This window comes from Rhodoglobus sp. GW821-FHT12B09, from assembly GCF_058809925.1.
The window spans coordinates 145,654-160,681 of the sequence record NZ_JBXATB010000003.1 but is presented as its reverse complement, the minus strand read 5'-3'; the positions used below and the strand labels follow the sequence as shown (position 1 = coordinate 160,681).

General features: G+C 63.0%; 20 protein-coding genes. 18 read left to right on the top strand and 2 right to left on the bottom strand.

Annotation, left to right across the window (positions count from 1 at the left end; translation table 11 throughout):
- The first annotated feature begins 7 nt into the window (after positions 1-7).
- Positions 8-598 (top strand): cation efflux transmembrane domain-containing protein, encoded by a 591-nt coding sequence (locus tag AC1RTC_RS07905; protein ID WP_493154967.1) that lies wholly within the window; start codon positions 8-10, stop codon positions 596-598.
- Between the two features lie 478 nt (positions 599-1,076).
- Here the strand turns inward: AC1RTC_RS07905 and AC1RTC_RS07900 are convergent, their stop codons facing one another.
- Positions 1,077-2,030, bottom strand: coding sequence for an IS481 family transposase (locus tag AC1RTC_RS07900; RefSeq protein ID WP_493154966.1), 954 nt, complete (start codon positions 2,028-2,030; stop codon positions 1,077-1,079).
- Between the two features lie 147 nt (positions 2,031-2,177).
- Between AC1RTC_RS07900 and AC1RTC_RS07895 the strand changes: the two genes are divergently transcribed.
- The 3 genes from AC1RTC_RS07895 (at position 2,178) to lgt (ending at position 4,663) form a co-directional block, all read left to right on the top strand.
- On the top strand, positions 2,178-2,543 hold the full coding sequence (locus tag AC1RTC_RS07895) for an ArsR/SmtB family transcription factor (protein WP_493154965.1): 366 nt from the start codon (positions 2,178-2,180) through the stop codon (positions 2,541-2,543).
- Positions 2,540-3,664 carry a cation diffusion facilitator family transporter gene (locus AC1RTC_RS07890; RefSeq protein WP_493154964.1) on the top strand — a complete coding sequence of 375 codons (1,125 nt, stop codon included), beginning with the start codon at positions 2,540-2,542 and terminating at the stop codon, positions 3,662-3,664. The genes AC1RTC_RS07895 and AC1RTC_RS07890 overlap by 4 nt, the downstream gene beginning before the upstream one ends.
- An 84-nt stretch (positions 3,665-3,748) precedes the next feature.
- Positions 3,749-4,663 (top strand): prolipoprotein diacylglyceryl transferase, encoded by a 915-nt coding sequence (gene lgt / locus AC1RTC_RS07885; RefSeq protein WP_493154962.1) that lies wholly within the window; start codon positions 3,749-3,751, stop codon positions 4,661-4,663.
- Between the two features lie 139 nt (positions 4,664-4,802).
- Here lgt and AC1RTC_RS07880 read toward each other — a convergent pair whose 3' ends face one another.
- Positions 4,803-5,351, bottom strand: coding sequence for a M23 family metallopeptidase (locus AC1RTC_RS07880; protein ID WP_493154961.1), 549 nt, complete (start codon positions 5,349-5,351; stop codon positions 4,803-4,805).
- A 324-nt stretch (positions 5,352-5,675) separates the two neighbouring features.
- On the opposite strand from AC1RTC_RS07880, the gene AC1RTC_RS07875 reads away from it, so the two are divergent.
- The 14 genes from AC1RTC_RS07875 to AC1RTC_RS07810 all read left to right on the top strand — a co-directional run bounded on the left by AC1RTC_RS07875 (position 5,676) and on the right by AC1RTC_RS07810 (position 15,001).
- Positions 5,676-6,104: a hypothetical protein gene (locus AC1RTC_RS07875; protein WP_493154960.1), complete on the top strand. Its 429-nt coding sequence runs from the start codon at positions 5,676-5,678 to the stop codon at positions 6,102-6,104.
- A 174-nt stretch (positions 6,105-6,278) separates the two neighbouring features.
- Positions 6,279-7,829 carry a cytochrome c biogenesis protein ResB gene (gene resB / locus AC1RTC_RS07870; protein ID WP_493154959.1) on the top strand — a complete coding sequence of 517 codons (1,551 nt, stop codon included), beginning with the start codon at positions 6,279-6,281 and terminating at the stop codon, positions 7,827-7,829.
- Positions 7,826-8,008 carry a hypothetical protein gene (locus AC1RTC_RS07865; protein ID WP_493154958.1) on the top strand — a complete coding sequence of 61 codons (183 nt, stop codon included), beginning with the start codon at positions 7,826-7,828 and terminating at the stop codon, positions 8,006-8,008. The genes resB and AC1RTC_RS07865 overlap by 4 nt, the downstream gene beginning before the upstream one ends.
- Positions 8,009-8,160: 152 nt before the next feature.
- Positions 8,161-8,796 carry a CHAP domain-containing protein gene (locus AC1RTC_RS07860; RefSeq protein WP_493154957.1) on the top strand — a complete coding sequence of 212 codons (636 nt, stop codon included), beginning with the start codon at positions 8,161-8,163 and terminating at the stop codon, positions 8,794-8,796.
- A 33-nt stretch (positions 8,797-8,829) separates the two neighbouring features.
- Positions 8,830-9,111 (top strand): TFIIB-type zinc ribbon-containing protein, encoded by a 282-nt coding sequence (locus AC1RTC_RS07855; RefSeq protein ID WP_493154955.1) that lies wholly within the window; start codon positions 8,830-8,832, stop codon positions 9,109-9,111.
- Between the two features lie 127 nt (positions 9,112-9,238).
- The gene (locus AC1RTC_RS07850; protein ID WP_493154953.1) at positions 9,239-10,078 is read left to right on the top strand and encodes a cation diffusion facilitator family transporter; all 840 of its coding nucleotides are present in this window, start codon (positions 9,239-9,241) and stop codon (positions 10,076-10,078) included.
- A gap of 11 nt (positions 10,079-10,089) precedes the next feature.
- Positions 10,090-10,563 (top strand): ArsR/SmtB family transcription factor, encoded by a 474-nt coding sequence (locus AC1RTC_RS07845; RefSeq protein WP_493154952.1) that lies wholly within the window; start codon positions 10,090-10,092, stop codon positions 10,561-10,563.
- The gene (locus tag AC1RTC_RS07840) at positions 10,560-11,153 is read left to right on the top strand and encodes a copper resistance CopC family protein (RefSeq protein ID WP_493154951.1); all 594 of its coding nucleotides are present in this window, start codon (positions 10,560-10,562) and stop codon (positions 11,151-11,153) included. Before AC1RTC_RS07845 ends, AC1RTC_RS07840 begins: the two co-directional genes overlap by 4 nt.
- Before the next feature lie 94 nt (positions 11,154-11,247).
- Complete coding sequence (locus AC1RTC_RS07835) at positions 11,248-11,589, top strand: hypothetical protein (RefSeq protein ID WP_493154950.1); 342 nt, start codon at positions 11,248-11,250, stop codon at positions 11,587-11,589.
- Positions 11,590-11,681: 92 nt separating this feature from the next.
- Entirely contained in the window at positions 11,682-12,347 is a 666-nt protein-coding gene (locus AC1RTC_RS07830; protein WP_493154949.1) for a DsbA family protein, read from the top strand.
- A 50-nt stretch (positions 12,348-12,397) separates the two neighbouring features.
- The gene (locus AC1RTC_RS07825; RefSeq protein WP_493154948.1) at positions 12,398-12,940 is read left to right on the top strand and encodes a TlpA family protein disulfide reductase; all 543 of its coding nucleotides are present in this window, start codon (positions 12,398-12,400) and stop codon (positions 12,938-12,940) included.
- A 5-nt stretch (positions 12,941-12,945) separates the two neighbouring features.
- Positions 12,946-13,686 carry a cytochrome c biogenesis CcdA family protein gene (locus AC1RTC_RS07820; protein WP_493155236.1) on the top strand — a complete coding sequence of 247 codons (741 nt, stop codon included), beginning with the start codon at positions 12,946-12,948 and terminating at the stop codon, positions 13,684-13,686.
- A gap of 17 nt (positions 13,687-13,703) precedes the next feature.
- Positions 13,704-14,012: a hypothetical protein gene (locus tag AC1RTC_RS07815; protein WP_493154947.1), complete on the top strand. Its 309-nt coding sequence runs from the start codon at positions 13,704-13,706 to the stop codon at positions 14,010-14,012.
- Positions 14,009-15,001 carry a cytochrome c oxidase assembly protein gene (locus AC1RTC_RS07810; protein ID WP_493154946.1) on the top strand — a complete coding sequence of 331 codons (993 nt, stop codon included), beginning with the start codon at positions 14,009-14,011 and terminating at the stop codon, positions 14,999-15,001. The genes AC1RTC_RS07815 and AC1RTC_RS07810 overlap by 4 nt, the downstream gene beginning before the upstream one ends.
- Positions 15,002-15,028 lie beyond the last annotated feature (27 nt).

Sequence of the window (15,028 nt, the reverse complement as noted above, 5' to 3'; positions counted from 1 at the left end):
CCTCCGGATGGATACAGCAGTTCGCAGGGTCGTGTTGGTTGTCGCCGTGCTCAACTTCGGCTACTTCGTGGTCGAGTTCATCATCGCCCGCCTCATCGGCTCGGTGTCGCTCTTCGCCGACAGTGTCGACTTTCTCGAGGACACCAGCGTCAACCTGCTGGTCTACTTCGCGTTCGCCTGGACGCCCCGAGCTCGCGCCACCGTCGGCGGGGCGCTCGCGTTTGTGATCCTCGTGCCGGCTATCGCCACGGTGTGGACGGCGGTGCAGAAGATCCTTCACCCCGTATCGCCGGAATTCACGGCATTCTCACTCGCCGCAGCCGGCGCACTTGTCGTGAATCTCGGGTGCGCCATCCTCCTCGCGAGGCATCGCCAGCATCCGGGAAGCCTGGTTCGAGCTGCTTGGCTCTCCGCACGCAATGACTCCCTGGCAAATATTGGGATGATCATCGCCGCAGTGATCGGGCTGATCTTCACAACGGGGTGGCCCGACATTGTCGTGGGGATTCTTATCGGACTACTCAATGCGGATGCTGCGCGTGCCGTGTGGCGCACCGCACGCGCGGAGCGTCTGGCGATTGGTGAATCCGAACCATGAGGACGACCGGAAACCCTCATCGGCCCGGACCAAGTAGGAATCCGCCCGGGTGAGTGGGTCGGCTGGATGTGGGGAAGCGAGCTCGTCTGACCTCACGACCTTTGATCGTGGAACAACCGCGAGATTCCGGGCTCCTTCGAGATCACTGCCCACGAATGATCTAAGCGACGGTGGGTGATCCGTGGGCAAATGTGGGCAAACCATGCAGATTCATGAAGATTCGCGCACCGGACCTACGTGAAAAAGGGGCTCTGACCAGCACTAAATATGGTGGCTCCGACGGGCGTCGATCCCGTGACCTCACGATTTTCAGGACAATCGGGCGCTAGCGGAGCCCAGCAAACAGGCGGCAATTCCGTGGAATCTAGCCGATCTCTGAATCAAAGTTGGTCGACGTGATCAGGGTGGATCCTGTGCATTCGTGGGCAAAATGTGGGGAAGCGTCAACGGCCCTGAGACATGTGCAACTGACGTAGGCCTATGACAGAGGGTCTTGGGTTTTCTGTTTGAGACGTTCGTAGGGTGTGCTGCCGGCGAGAGCTCCGTGGGGTCGATCGTAGTTGTAGTAGTCCTCCCATTCTTGGAGTTTGTCGTTGAACAGGTTGACGTCGTCGATGACCTGGCCTTCGAGGAGGCGGTAGAACTCCTCGGCATCGATTCGATGCGATCTCTCCACCTTCCCGTTCAGCCTCGGAGTGGCCGGCTTGATGTAGACGTGGTTGATGCCCTTGTCGAGCAGGTGCCAGTGGAAGGACTGCCCGAACTCGGTGCCGTTGTCGGTCTGGACCTTCTCGAACTTGAACGGAAGTTTCGACAGCACGTGGTCGACAAAGCGGATCGCGGTCTTCTGGTCGTGGGTCGGGTAGGCGCGCAGCACCCGCACCCTCGTGCAGTCGTCGATGGCCGTGTATTGGTAGTAGCGCTTCTTCTTCCCTGTTTGGCCGAGCGGCTCGATGAACTTCACATCGACCTGCAGTGCGTGGCCGGGGCGCTGCTTCTCATAGCGCTTCCACTTGGTGTCTTTGCGTTTGTATCGCTGCGACGCGGGCAGGCGCCCCAGGCCGACCTTGTGCAGGATGCGCCAGACCCCGGAGGCGCTGATGCTCAGGTCGTGGTAGCGCTTCAAATACATCACGATCTTCTGCGGCCCGAAATGGTATTGCTGGCGCAGCCAGAGGATCTTCTCCACGACCTCCGCCTGGGTGGCGTTGGGTGAGTGGTGCGGGGCGCTGGAGCGATCTTTCAGCCCCTCGAGACCTTCGGCCTCGTAGCGTTTGAGCCAGTGGTAGTAGGCCTGGCGGCTGATGCCGTAGTAGCGGCAGGTCGCCGCGACGCTGCCGCTGACTTCCTCGACGTGCCGCAGCACGGCCAGCTTGTGATTCGCGCGCCGATCGAGCTGTCGCTCGGCCACCGCTGAGAGAGTTTTGGTCATGGAATCTTCCTTCCAAAAGGAAGACCCAACTGTCAACGAGGTCCGTCAGTTTTAGAACGGCCCTGAGACATCACAGAGACATCAAGCGGAGGTCGGGCGGCGGCACCCCGAGTGGCCGCTAGAGCGGACGTGTGACATCATCTGCGTATGGATGCAGATAAGCAGGTGTGCGGACGTGAGCCAGACAGTCAGTTCGTCGAGCTCGCGGTCGAGGTGTTCGCGATGCTCGCCGACGCAACTCGCGTTCGGCTGATCCTCGCTTTGCGCGACGGTGAGCTCTCGGTCAACCATCTGGCCGACATCGTTGACAAGACCCCGGCGGCGGTCTCGCAGCATTTGGCAAAGATGCGCCTCGGACGGGTCGTGACGGCCCGCCAGGAGGGCCAGCGCGTCTTCTACCGACTTGAGAATGAGCACGCCTCTCAACTGGTCACTGACGCGATCTTCCAGGCGGAGCACTCGCTCAGCAGCACACCCCGCCATCACCACGAGCAGAGCACCGAGGAATCATGATCAGCCCCCACACACACCCGCACCCTCGTGATGAGACGCCAGCCACGGGGCACGACGGTATCGACGATGTGCACGAGCACCCTCATGGCGTCGCCGCCGATCACGGTCATGCACACGGCGACCTTGATCACGGTGCTGGAGGGCATCGCCATCCGACCGGCATCAGGGGGTTCTTCTACGGCCTGTTCGTCCCACACTCCCACGATGCCGCGGACTCCATCGACGACGCCCTGGAAGCGAGCAAGGAGGGCGTTAGAGCGCTGAAGATCAGCCTGTTCATCCTGCTCGGCACAACGATCCTCCAACTCGCCGTGGTTCTCATCAGCGGCTCCGTGGCGCTGCTGGCGGACACGATCCACAACTTCTCCGACGCGCTTACCGCAGTCCCGCTGTGGATTGCTTTCCTCCTTGGGCGACGGATCGCGACCCGCCGCTACACGTTCGGTTACGGTCGCGCCGAGGACCTCGCCGGCCTGTTCATCGTTGCCGTCGTCGCCCTGTCCGCGGTCGTCGCCGCGTGGCAGTCCATCGAGCGGATCATCAACCCGCAGCCGCTACAGAACCTGTGGTGGGTGCTCGCCGCCGGCGTGATCGGCTTCATCGGCAACGAAGCCGTTGCCGTCTACCGGATTCGGGTCGGGCAGAAGATCGGCTCCGCGGCCCTCGTCGCCGACGGCGTTCACGCCCGCACCGACGGGTTCACCTCACTGGCCGTAGTCATCGGAGCGATCGGGGTGATGCTCGGCTTCCCGCTGGCCGACCCGATCGTCGGCCTGATCATCTCCGCGGCGATCATCGTTCTGCTGTGGGGCACCGTCCGTTCAATCGGCCGACGCCTCATGGACGGCATCGAACCCGAACTCGTCGACAAGGCCGAGCACACCCTTGAGCACACCACAGGCGTGCTCTCCGTGCCGAGGCTGCAACTCCGATGGGTGGGCCACCGACTCCAAGGCACCGCCACCATCATGGTCGCACCAGGGCTCAGCCTTGCTGAGGCCGAAGCAATCGCTCACAGGGCCGAACACGAACTCGGCCACGCCCTGCCCAATCTCGACGACATGCTGATCCGCACCGTCACAAGCGCGGGCGACCGCACCACCCCGCACACCCACGACTAGATACCGAAATTGTGACTTCGACAGCACGCGACGATGATTGTCCACGGCGTCACCGTGCCGCCAGCCACAGGAGGTCCGCCGCACATGCTTCCTAGCAGCATCCCCAGCCCTCCGCCGGTGTGGGCCCAGTTCCACCTCGGCCCGCTGACAATCCACACCTACGCCCTGTGCATCCTCGCGGGCATAGTCGCCGCGGTGATCATCTCCCAACGCCGACTGTCGAGGCGTGGGGCCGACAACGGTGTCGTGCTCGACATCATCATCTGGGCTGTGCCGCTCGGGATCGTCGGGGCACGCTTCTATCACGTGTTCACACACATCGGGGACTACTTCTTCCCCGACGCCAACCTGTGGAACATATTTGCGATCTGGGATGGGGGCAACGCCCTCTACGGCTCGCTGCTGGGCGGTGCTCTCGGCGCCTACATAGGCTGTCGACGGGCGGGGATCCGGTTCTGGTCGTTCGCTGACGCGCTAGCCCCGGCAATGCTCGTCGCGCAGGCGCTCGGTCGCTTCGGCAACTACTTCAACCATGAACTGTTCGGCCTGCCGACAACCCTGCCGTGGGGGCTGGAGATACTGCCCACCGACACCATGTTCCCGAAGGACCTGCCCGCGGGCACCCTATTCCACCCGTTGTTCTTGTACGAGATCCTTTGGAACCTGGTCGGGGTTGCGATCATCCTGCTCCTCGAACGGCGTCTGACCTTGCGGTGGGGGCGCACGTTCGCGCTGTACCTCATTTGGTACGGCCTAGGTCGCAGCTGGCTCGAGGCCATCCGGATCGACCCGACCAGCAACGCCCTGTTCGGGATCCCCGCGAACATCTGGGCGTCATTTGTGGCGATCGCACTGGGTGTCGTGCTGTTTATCGTCCAGACACGACGCCACCCGGGACCAGAGACCTCGGTGTATAGAGACGGCCGCGGACCGAAACCTGCGGCCGCATCCACGGTGGACGAAGCAGCGACAGGAAAATCATCAGTGCCAAGAGGTTGACGCGGCTGGGTCGGCGTCTGCGGGCACCGATCACGATCAATGAAGCAAAACGCCACGCTCGCTGATCCCCAAGGCCAGCACCTTTAGCGCCCCCGCCGCCATCAACGCTCCGGAAGGACGAAGGGGCTGCCGCTAGCGGCTACGGCAGCCAGATGTAGGGATCGACTCGCGACCCGTCCACGTACACCTCGAAGTGCAGATGGAAGAACGTCACATACCCGGTGTCACCCACGGACCCGATTGGTTCGCCGGCGCTGACCGTCTGGCCTTCTACAACAGTCGGTGAGCCCGAGATCATGTGTGCGTACAAGGTAGACACGCCGTTGCCGTGGTCGATCTTGACGTACTGACCCCAACCATTGTCCTCGGTGACGGTGGTCACGACGCCGGCGGAAGCGGCGACGATCGGCGAGCTGTAGTCCGCCATGATGTCGATGCCGTTGTGGAACTCGCCCCCGTCGCGCCATCCGTAACCGTCGTTCACGGGAGCGGTCGAGGGCCATACCTCGAGTCTGCCAGTGCGGGAAGCGATGGCGATCTCCAGCGGTGAAACTGTCTCGACACCAAAGGCGTCGCGCTGCAGGGGCGCGCTGGGGAAGCTCGCAACGTACAGGCTCTGAGGCTCAGGCGGCAGTTCCTCCCAAAGGGCGGGAGCTGCGTCGGCCGGCAGTTGCTCGGGTGCGGCCACGGCTACCGCCGGCACGCTGAGGCCGATTATGAGCGCGCCGACAGCGCAAAACGTAAGGGGGCGTATCAAAACAATCACTTTCGGAGGGCGGCCGGTTGAGAGGCGAGTCTCGCCAGTGGACGACCATCAAGGGCCGGCCAGGCACCGACCGAGCGAATCGTCAGTCCGACGACTCGCACGGGCTCTGGGAGCACCCAAACTAAACGCCCAGCCTGAGCAAGGCCCGAGAGAGAGCGGGGTCAAACACTCTACGGACTCTCCCAGAGTTCAAAACGGGACGGCTGGTACCCTCGGGGCAGTTCCCGACACAGAGGAGGTGGAGCCATGTCATTGTCAAACACACGACTACCAGCCCGCTTCACTCCTTGGGAGCGGGCGCTGTTGGCGCTGATCGGCATCCCAGCACTTCTTCTAGGGTTCATGGCGATGCACGCATTGAGCCCAGAGACATCGATCTCGCCGGACTCACATGTCATTGCCCAGGTGCTCACCGCCCCCGACGTATCTATGGATTCTGCTGGCGGTGGGCAGAACGACGGCATTGACTGCGACCAGTCTTGCGGAATCCTTCACAACATCGTCACCGTCGCCTGTGTCTTCGGGCTCGTGCTCGGTCTGCTTTTCCTGCTCCCGCTCGTCGAGCCGAGATTCGGCGCACTCGCCCGCAGGCTCACCCAAGGGCCGCTCCTCGCGCGTAGCCAACTGCCGCAACCGCAGGTTTCTCTCGACCTCCTCTCGATCAGCCGAACCTGATTCGACTGCCCAACGACTCGCGATTGCGGGTCCATTGGCATGTCAATTTGTCGACCGATCGAGAGAATCAGGAAGGGAATCTCGTTGCGTACACCTACGCACGCGCCGGACGTCCGCCCCGACGACCACTTTGAGCAAGACCCGTCACAGGAGATCCGGCAACCCAAACTGGGGTTGACCGGCTGGCTCCGGTGGAGCTGGCGCCTGCTCACGAGCATGCGCACAGCGTTGCTCCTGCTTCTTCTTCTAGCGATCGCCGCCATTCCGGGCTCGTTGGTCCCGCAACGAACGGCCGACCCCAACGGTGTCGCCCTGATCTACCGCGAGGACCCGGTGCGTGCACAGGTGCTCGAGACGTTCCAGCTCTTCACCGTGTACACATCGGTGTGGTTCTCAGCCGTGTACCTTCTACTCTTCGTCTCCCTCATCGGTTGCGTGATCCCGCGCGCACGCCACCACTTCACTGCGCTGCGGCAAGCGCCGCCCCGCACCCCCGCACGATTCTCTCGGCTCCCGGCGAGCGAGGTCGCCAGCATCCCGAAGCGCGATCGGAACGTACGCGAACTCGCCGAAGAGGCGGGTGAGGTTCTCCGCAAAGCCGGATACCGAATTGCCCACTACGACACTGTCGGCGGCGCTTCATCGGTCGCGGGAGAGCGCGGCTACCTTCGCGAAACAGGCAACCTCCTCTTCCACGTGTCCCTCATCGGGGTTCTGATTTCCATTGCAGTGGGAGGTGGGTATCGGTACGCAGGGCAGAGAGTCATCGTCGAGGGCGAAACCTTCGTGAACACGCGCGGCGCATACGACACCTTCACTGCCGGGCAACTCTTCTCCGATTCCGCCCTACCGGCGTTCTCCCTCAACCTCGAGGCCTTCTCGGTGAGCTACTTGGAGGGCGACCCATCCAACCTCGGATTCATCACCGACTACACCGCCACCGTCAACACCCGCGGCCCCGGGTCCTCCACAACAACGCCGTCGACGATCCGGGTCAACGAACCCCTTGCGATCGAAGGAACTGAGATCTACCTCCTCGGCAATGGGTACGCGCCAACGATCGTTTTCAGGGATCCCGACGGCCGCACGGTGCTCCGCGAAGAGATCCCGTTCCTGCCGCAGGACTCGAACCTGACCAGCCTCGGGGTCCTGAAAGTCCCGGACGGACTCGAGGCACAGGTGGGAGCCATCGGGTTCTTCTACCCCACTCAGTCCACCCTGGAGTCCGGCGCATACGCATCCGTGTACCCAGACCTGCTCAATCCGGTACTGACTCTCAACATCTTCACCGGCGACCTAGGCGTCGATGACGGCACGCCAAAGTCCGTATATTCCCTCGACACCTCGGAGATGACGCAGCTCACCGGCGGAGACACCGGCGTCGACTCGGTAGAGCTTCGGCCCGGCGACACTGAGGACCTTCCCAACGGACTGGGTTCTGTGGAACTCGTCGACGTCAAAAGGTTCGCATCGTTCGACTTCGCCTACGACCCGACCAAACTTCCGGTCTTCGTCTTCACGATGCTCGCCGTACTCGGCCTCGGCCTCGGACTGTTCGTCCCCAGACGACGCGTTTGGTTCCGGTTCTCGTCGTCCGGCGAGACGCAAGTCACCTTGGAAGCAGGCGCACTCTCACGCGGCGACGACCCCCAACTAGAGGACTCGCTGCGCAGACTGACCCAACTCATCGCCGAGCCCGACCCTGCGGCAAGGAGAAGCAAATGAACCTGGAGAACTGGTGGCTCAACGCGCTCTGGTCCTTGCTTCCGACGGTGATCATGGGTCTCATCTTCTGGTTCGTCATCCGCGCGATCATCAACGCCGATCGGAACGAACGCAAGATGATGGCCAAGGTTGAGGCGGAAGAACGCGCCAAGTTGGCCGCGAAGAGGGCTGACGGATGAGCCGGCCCCACATCCAAGAGACGCGGCGTCAAGCCCGTGCACGGGAGGCGGCCGAGCACCACTCTGCGCGGCTCGCAACGGCATTCGCATCCCGACCGGTACGGCCACGCAAGGCCGCGCGCGGGCGACACCCGGCGAGCGTACTCGTGACGATGAGCGTCGTCGCCGGGCTATTCGCTGTCGCAGGACTGCCCGCATACTCAGCGACGGAGTCGACCGTGCCGGCCGGCGCTGCCCCCGCACCTCCGCAGAGCCTCGAGGTGAGCGACGACGTGGCAACTTTCGCGCAGCCCCGCGACTCCTTCCGAGCAACGAGCCCCGAACAGCTGGCAGAGCTAGTGCGCCAGCAGACCTACCTCGCCTCCGGCGCACAGGCCCAGGGTGACGATTACCCGTGGCCCTACGAGGCGACGGACGATGAAGGTGGTCCGCTCTCTCCCTTGAACTACTACTACCGCGAGTGCGTGGACTTCGTCGCGTGGCGTTTGAACCGCGACGCCGGATACCCGGCGGCGCCCTTCAAATGGAAGTGGGCCGACCTCACGCCGTCCGGAGGCGACGGAAGCCAATGGCTGGGTGCGTGGCAGTCGAAGGGCTGGCCCGTCAGCGACACCCCTATCCCGGGCTCCGTGGCATACACCGGCGGCAATCACGTGGCGTACGTCAAGCAAGTGCTCGACGGCGGCTACGTCGTTCTCGAGGAATACAACTACATCCCGCACGTCTACAGCCAACGAACAGTCGAGACCTCCTCGGTCGTCGCCTTCCTCTACCCACCCCCCTCATGACTCAACCCATCACTAGAGAAGGAGAACAGAAACATGAAGTGCCCCATAGACCAGACCCAGCTGGTGATGTCCGAAAGGTCAGGCATCGAGATCGACTACTGCCCCCAATGCCGAGGAGTCTGGTTGGACCGCGGCGAACTCGACAAGATCATCGACCGATCTATCGACGCACCACCTGCAGCAGGCCAGCAGATTCCGCCCCAGCAACAGCCTCAGTCGATGTTCGGCCGCGGTGGCGGACACCACGGCAACAGAACCGACCAGTACGGTCGGCCGCGCAAAAAAGAAAGCTGGCTGAGCGAGCTCTTCGACTAAGCACTTTCAATAAAGTATGTATGCTTGTTCATATGAACACATATAGTGCCAACGGAGGGCTGTGATGGGCGAAGGACATTCGCACCCGACGGCGGCTAGCGCCGGGGGCCGGCACCGCCGGCCCCTGGTGATCGCCTTCGTCCTCACCGCGTCATACATGGTGGTGGAGTTCGTAGTGGGCTTCTCCGTCAACTCGCTCGCCCTGATCTCCGATGCCGCCCATATGGGCACTGATGTCCTCGGCCTCGGGATGGCCTTGGCTGCGATCACGCTCGCCAGTCGGCCGGCAACACAGCAGCGAACCTACGGGCTCTATCGCCTCGAGGTTCTGGCGGCTCTCGCGAACGGCATTCTGCTCTTCGCGGTCGCCGGGTACGTGCTCTACGAGGCAATCCGACGGTTCAGCGAACCCCCAGACGTTCCCGGGCTCCCGCTGCTGATCACGGCAGTCATCGGGCTCATCATCAACCTCATCAGCTTCCGCCTTCTCACCGCGGGGTCGAAGGAGAGCCTCAACGTGAAGGGGGCCTATCTCGAGGTGATGGGCGACCTTCTCGGTTCGATCGGGGTTATCGCAGCGGCGATCATCCTCTTCACCACTGGTTGGGCATATGCAGACCCGATCATCGGAGTGGGAATCGGACTGTTCATCCTGCCGAGAACGTTCAAGCTCACCCGTCAGGCGCTGCGCATCCTTCTCGAGGTCGCGCCGCCAGAGATCGACATGGAAGCCGTTCGAGCCGACGTGCTCGCTGTACCAGGCGTTGAGGCGATCCACGACCTCCACGTCTGGACCATCACCTCCGGCATGGAAAGTGCCAGCGGGCACATCGTTCTGAAAGAAGGGGCAGAGTACGGCCCCGTCCTCGATGGCGTGCTCGCAGTGCTTCGCGAGAAGCACCACATCGATCACGCCACAATCCAATGCGAACCCCGTGAATTCGACGAAACCAAGAACGCAATCTAGGTGGATAACGTATGACGATGAGCGAACGCAAGACATCCGACGACCACTCGAACCCCCGTACGGTGAACGCCGCGCAAGTGTGGGAGGCGAAGGCATCGATGCCCGACAACAGTGACATCGACGACCTGGCCGACGTCTTCCACCTGCTCGGCGATCCGAACCGCGTCAAAATACTCATCGCCCTCTCGGGCGGACGCATGGCAGTAAGAGACCTCGCCGCCGTTGTCGAGCTCAGCGAATCAGCTGTGTCTCACGCCCTGCGGCTACTCAGGGCCCATCGGGTAGTCGGGGTGGAACGCGAAGGGCGCATGGCGTTCTACGCGCTTGCTGACCTTCACGTTCGGGAGTTGCTCCGACTCGCTCTCGAACACATTGGCCACAGCATCCTGCTCCACCCGGCGGAACAACTCACGTCAGCCTCCCCCGATGCATCCGAAGAATGCGATCGACCGCACGACCCCGCACCCTGGAAGGAACACCCTTGACCTCAGCACGTTCGAAAACAGTGCTCCGCAGCACCATTCTCGCCGTCACACTCGCCGGCATCCTCACCTTCGCCACCGCGGCGGCCGCCAACGCACACGATGGACTCGTCGACAGCTCGCCAGCAGCCGACTCCACAGTCACGACGGAGGTGACCAGTATCGACCTCGAGTTCAGCGAGGACTTCCTCGACCTCGGCACCGCCACGTCTGCGTTCGCGATCCAGGTTTCCGGGCCCGACGGCAAGTTCTACAACACCGGATGCGTCGCCCTTGACGGAGCGACAATTTCCACAGGCGCCGCCCTAGGGGGGTCCGGCGAATACGAGGTCGTCTGGCAGGTCGTGTCCTCCGATGGTCACCCCACTTCCGACTCCTTCGTCTTCAGCTATGAACAGCCCGACGGCGTGGCCGTCGCGGAGGGTGCCGACAGCGGCGTCACCTGCGCCGACGCGGTCGTGGCTGACGACCAGCAGAACTCCAACGCGGGGCCCGGCTGGATCTGGATCGTTGTCATTGTGATCGTGGCGCTCATCGCGATCGCAGTTCTCGCGGTGGTGCTTGTTCGGCGCGGCAAGCGCGCCACAAGATAGTCGCACGGAAGATATAGGTATGCACAAACCCGTTGAGTCCTCGCGCACATCACGTGCGCGTGGGCTCGACGGCGCCCGCCAGATCCTGGTGGGCATGATCGTCGTCATCACCGCCTTGCTGGCCTGTATGGCGGTGCACCACTCCGACACCGGCGCAGCCAACGACTCCGCCGGTCTGACGGAGATCGTTCACATCAGTGAGAATGCGGACGGGCCACAAGCGACCACCTCCTCACCGGGATCGGTTCTTCTCACCGGATGCGCGATCTTCGTCCTCTGCTGCGTCGTTGCCCTGACCGTTCTCCTCGCCATCCGCGGCGCCGCGCGCACCCTTCCCGGCGTCTTCCGTCACTTACGGCCATCCCTACTTGCATTCTTGGCGAGCTCGCTACCTCAGACGCCCAGCCTCACCCTTCTCTCCATCAGCCGTACCTAGGCGAAGCGCGCGAGCTCTAGCTCGCCCACTTCCCCTGAACGGAACGGGATAGGTCGCGCCTCCGCGCCCTCTCCCCGATTTGGAGAGACTTCATGAATACGAACACGAAAGTAGCCCTGTCCTTCGCCGGTGTACTGGTGGCGGGCGTGATCGCCTTCGGCGCGATAGCCCTTGTGCAGAACTCCGGCCCCAAGGCCGAACCTGAGCTGAACGAAGCCACCGGTCTCGCGTCCACCGTCGAAGCCAACAGCTATCGCCTCGACGACGTGCCCGCATCCCCGGTAACCGTCGTCGAGTTCCTCGACTTCGAATGTGAGGCATGCGGCGCCTTCTACCCCGTGGTGGAGGACCTTCGCGACAAGTACGACGGGCAGATCACCTACATCCTTCGGTACTTCCCCATCCCTTCTCATTTCAACGCCGAGAAGGCAGCCCTCGCCGTCGAGGCGGCGGCGCAGCAGGGTGAACTCGAGGCCATGTACAACCGCATGTTCGAAACCCAGACGAGTTGGGGTGAGAGCAGCGAGTCGAAGGCCGACCTCTTCCGCACCTACGCACAGGAGATTGGGTTGGACATGGCTCAGTACGATGCGTCCATCGCCGATCCGAAGTCCCTGGAACGGATCAAGTTCGACTTCGAAGCCGGTCGCGCGTTAGGCGTCACCGGCACACCCACGTTCTTCATCAACGACGAGAAGCTCGAACTGTCATCTTTCGATGACCTCGACAGGGCTATCGCGGACGCATTAGGAACGTGAGGTCACTACTAGGTCTCACCCAGCACCGGCTCCTGGCCGTCGGAGTGAGCATGACGATGTTGCTCAGCCTCAGTGCATGCGCTGCCAGTGGGGACGAACCTGTCGGCCAGAACTACGTATCCGGCGATGGCACCGTCACGGAGTTCGATGTCCTCGACCGTGGCGAGCCCATCGACTTCTCCGGCACCACCGACCTGGGGGAGACCGTCACGAGCGACGAATACCGCGGGGGTGTCGTCGTCGTCAATTTCTGGTACGCGTCATGCCCACCATGCCGGATGGAGGCTCCCGACCTGCAAGCGCTCAACGAGGAGTTCGCCAACGACGAAGTGCAGTTCCTCGGCGTCAACCTTAGGGATGGTGCGGACACGTCGCTGACGTTCGCCAAGAAGTTCGGGATCTCCTACCCGTCCATCGTCGACACGGACGGGCAGGTAGCTCTCGCGTTCACAGGGACCGCGTCTCCGGCTGCGGTCCCCACCACCGTCGTCCTAGACCGCAGCGGCCGGCCAGCATCCCGCATCGTAGGACTGCTCGACAAGAGCACCTTGCGTGCCCTCATCCAAACTGCGCTTGCCGAAGGCGCACAGTGAATCCGATCGGGGAACTGTTCGCCGAGACAGCCATGTCCGGCGCGCTGCTGCTCGCCATCCCCGTGGCAGCTATCGCTGGACTGGTGTCGTTCCTGTCGCCCTGCGTGCTGCCGCTTGCACCCGGGTTCCTGGGATACGTCTCAGGGATGACCAGTGCCACAGCGCCTGATCGACGCAAGGTCATGCTCGGCACTGCGCTCTTCATCCTCGGCTTCTCGGCAGTATTTATCGCTTACGGTGCGGCGTTCGGCGCCATAGGCGCTTGGCTGACGCAGTGGCAGGACACCCTGATCAGAGTGCTCGGCGCCGTCGTGATCATCATGGGTATCGGCATGTTGGGCGGGATCCCCTTCCTGCAGCGCACCATCAAACCGCGTTGGAAACCTCGAATCGGGTTGGCAGGAGCGCCGCTGCTGGGCATTGTCTTCGGACTGGGCTGGACGCCCTGCATCGGCCCCACCCTCAGCGCTGTTGTGGCCCTCAGCCTCGCAGGAGGTTCCAGCCCGCGCGGCGCGATCCTCGGCCTCGCCTACTGCATCGGACTCGGGCTGCCGTTCCTCGCCTTGGCCCTCGGCCTGCAATCTGCCACATCCGCGGTCGCTCTTCTTCGACGCCACGTTCGACTCATCAACATCATCGGAGGCGGCATCTTGATCACACTCGGGATTCTCATGATCAGCGGACTGTGGGGACGCTTAATCCGCGCACTTCAAGGCCTCATCGGCTCCTTCGCGGTGGTCGTATGAGCAGGGAAGATCCCACCGTGAAAGAGCAGGCCGCGGCTCCGCGCGGCACCCGCCAACTAGCGATCCTCGGACTCGTGCTCTCACTGACAATCTCGGTTGCGGGCCTAGTCGTATCGCTCGTCGCCCTGATCCGGGCCCGCCGAGCCGGCCGCTGGGAGCCCGCCGCTATAGCCGGCATCGTCGTCGGAATCATCGGCATTGGAGTGTTCTTCCTAGCCCTCTGGTACGTCGTCCAGCTGCTCGAGGGGCAGGTCGGGCCCTGCCAAGGGCTCGAGCCGGGAACGTACGGTGAAGGCCGGTTCACCTACGAATGCGGTCCAGCATGATGCGCGCCGACGACCTTACCTGGGTGCCCACAGCTCCGCCGTCTCTGGCGGAGTTCCTCTCCTTCAATCTGCAGCCGTTGCCCCTCTTGCCCGCGATCGCCATCGCACTGGCCGCCGTCTACCTGGCCGGCTCCATCCGACTTTGGTCGGCCGGACGGCCATGGCCGGTGTGGCGAACCGCTCTGTTCCTGCTGGGCTGCCTCGCGATCTTCGCAACCACCGGACTGGGAGTCGAGGGCTACGGGTTCGAACTCTTCTCCGTGTTCATGTTCCAGCAGCTCACCCTCATGATGGCCGTGCCCCCGCTGCTCGTGCTCGGATCGCCGGGCACCCTGCTTCTCCGGTCACTCCCGCACAACACAATTGGTGGACTGATTCACAGGCAGTCGATCCGGTTCCTGCGATCGCGTGTCAGTCGATTCCTTATCCACCCCGGGTTCACCCTCCCCGTCTTCCTCATCAGCTTCTACGGCCTCTACCTCGGCGGCCTCGCCGACTTCTTCCTCGCAACGTGGGCGGGGCACCTCGGACTGGAGGTGTTCTTCCTCGTATCGGGCGTCCTCTTCACCATCCCGATCCTGAGCGCAGACCCTCTGCCTCGCCGGCAGACGTACGCGGGCCGACTCATGGACCTCTTCGGCGAGATGGCGCTCCACGCGTTCTTCGGAGTGATCATCATGATGGCGCCGGCGCCGCTGGTGCGCACCTTCACCACTCCTCCTGCCTCCTGGGGGGTGGATCTCGTCTATGACCAGCAGATCGCCGGCGCACTGTCGTGGTCGTACGGAGAACTGCCCACAGTGATCATCTTGCTGTTCCTGCTGCCGCGCTGGTTCCGTGACGACACCCGTAGGGCAAAGGCCGCCGACCGTCAAGCAGACCGGTTCGGCGACCCCGAACTGGACGCCTATAACGAATACCTTGCTCGGCTTCGGAAACGAGACGAGCGGTACGGAATCACCGCACCTTCGACAGAGGAGAACTCCTGATGTGGCTCTATCCCATCCTGATGATCG

Excerpts from the sequence above, each read along its gene's own strand:
- AC1RTC_RS07905 (WP_493154967.1), top strand. The coding sequence starts at position 8 with ATGGATACAGCAGTTCGCAGGGTCGTGTTGGTTGTCGCCGTGCTCAAC.
- AC1RTC_RS07900 (WP_493154966.1), bottom strand. The coding sequence starts at position 2,030 with ATGACCAAAACTCTCTCAGCGGTGGCCGAGCGACAGCTCGATCGGCGC.
- AC1RTC_RS07895 (WP_493154965.1), top strand. The coding sequence starts at position 2,178 with ATGGATGCAGATAAGCAGGTGTGCGGACGTGAGCCAGACAGTCAGTTC.
- AC1RTC_RS07890 (WP_493154964.1), top strand. The coding sequence starts at position 2,540 with ATGATCAGCCCCCACACACACCCGCACCCTCGTGATGAGACGCCAGCC.
- lgt (WP_493154962.1), top strand. The coding sequence starts at position 3,749 with ATGCTTCCTAGCAGCATCCCCAGCCCTCCGCCGGTGTGGGCCCAGTTC.
- AC1RTC_RS07875 (WP_493154960.1), top strand. The coding sequence starts at position 5,676 with ATGTCATTGTCAAACACACGACTACCAGCCCGCTTCACTCCTTGGGAG.
- AC1RTC_RS07865 (WP_493154958.1), top strand. The coding sequence starts at position 7,826 with ATGAACCTGGAGAACTGGTGGCTCAACGCGCTCTGGTCCTTGCTTCCG.
- AC1RTC_RS07860 (WP_493154957.1), top strand. The coding sequence starts at position 8,161 with ATGAGCGTCGTCGCCGGGCTATTCGCTGTCGCAGGACTGCCCGCATAC.
- AC1RTC_RS07855 (WP_493154955.1), top strand. The coding sequence starts at position 8,830 with ATGAAGTGCCCCATAGACCAGACCCAGCTGGTGATGTCCGAAAGGTCA.
- AC1RTC_RS07845 (WP_493154952.1), top strand. The coding sequence starts at position 10,090 with ATGACGATGAGCGAACGCAAGACATCCGACGACCACTCGAACCCCCGT.
- AC1RTC_RS07835 (WP_493154950.1), top strand. The coding sequence starts at position 11,248 with ATGATCGTCGTCATCACCGCCTTGCTGGCCTGTATGGCGGTGCACCAC.
- AC1RTC_RS07830 (WP_493154949.1), top strand. The coding sequence starts at position 11,682 with ATGAATACGAACACGAAAGTAGCCCTGTCCTTCGCCGGTGTACTGGTG.
- AC1RTC_RS07825 (WP_493154948.1), top strand. The coding sequence starts at position 12,398 with ATGACGATGTTGCTCAGCCTCAGTGCATGCGCTGCCAGTGGGGACGAA.
- AC1RTC_RS07810 (WP_493154946.1), top strand. The coding sequence starts at position 14,009 with ATGATGCGCGCCGACGACCTTACCTGGGTGCCCACAGCTCCGCCGTCT.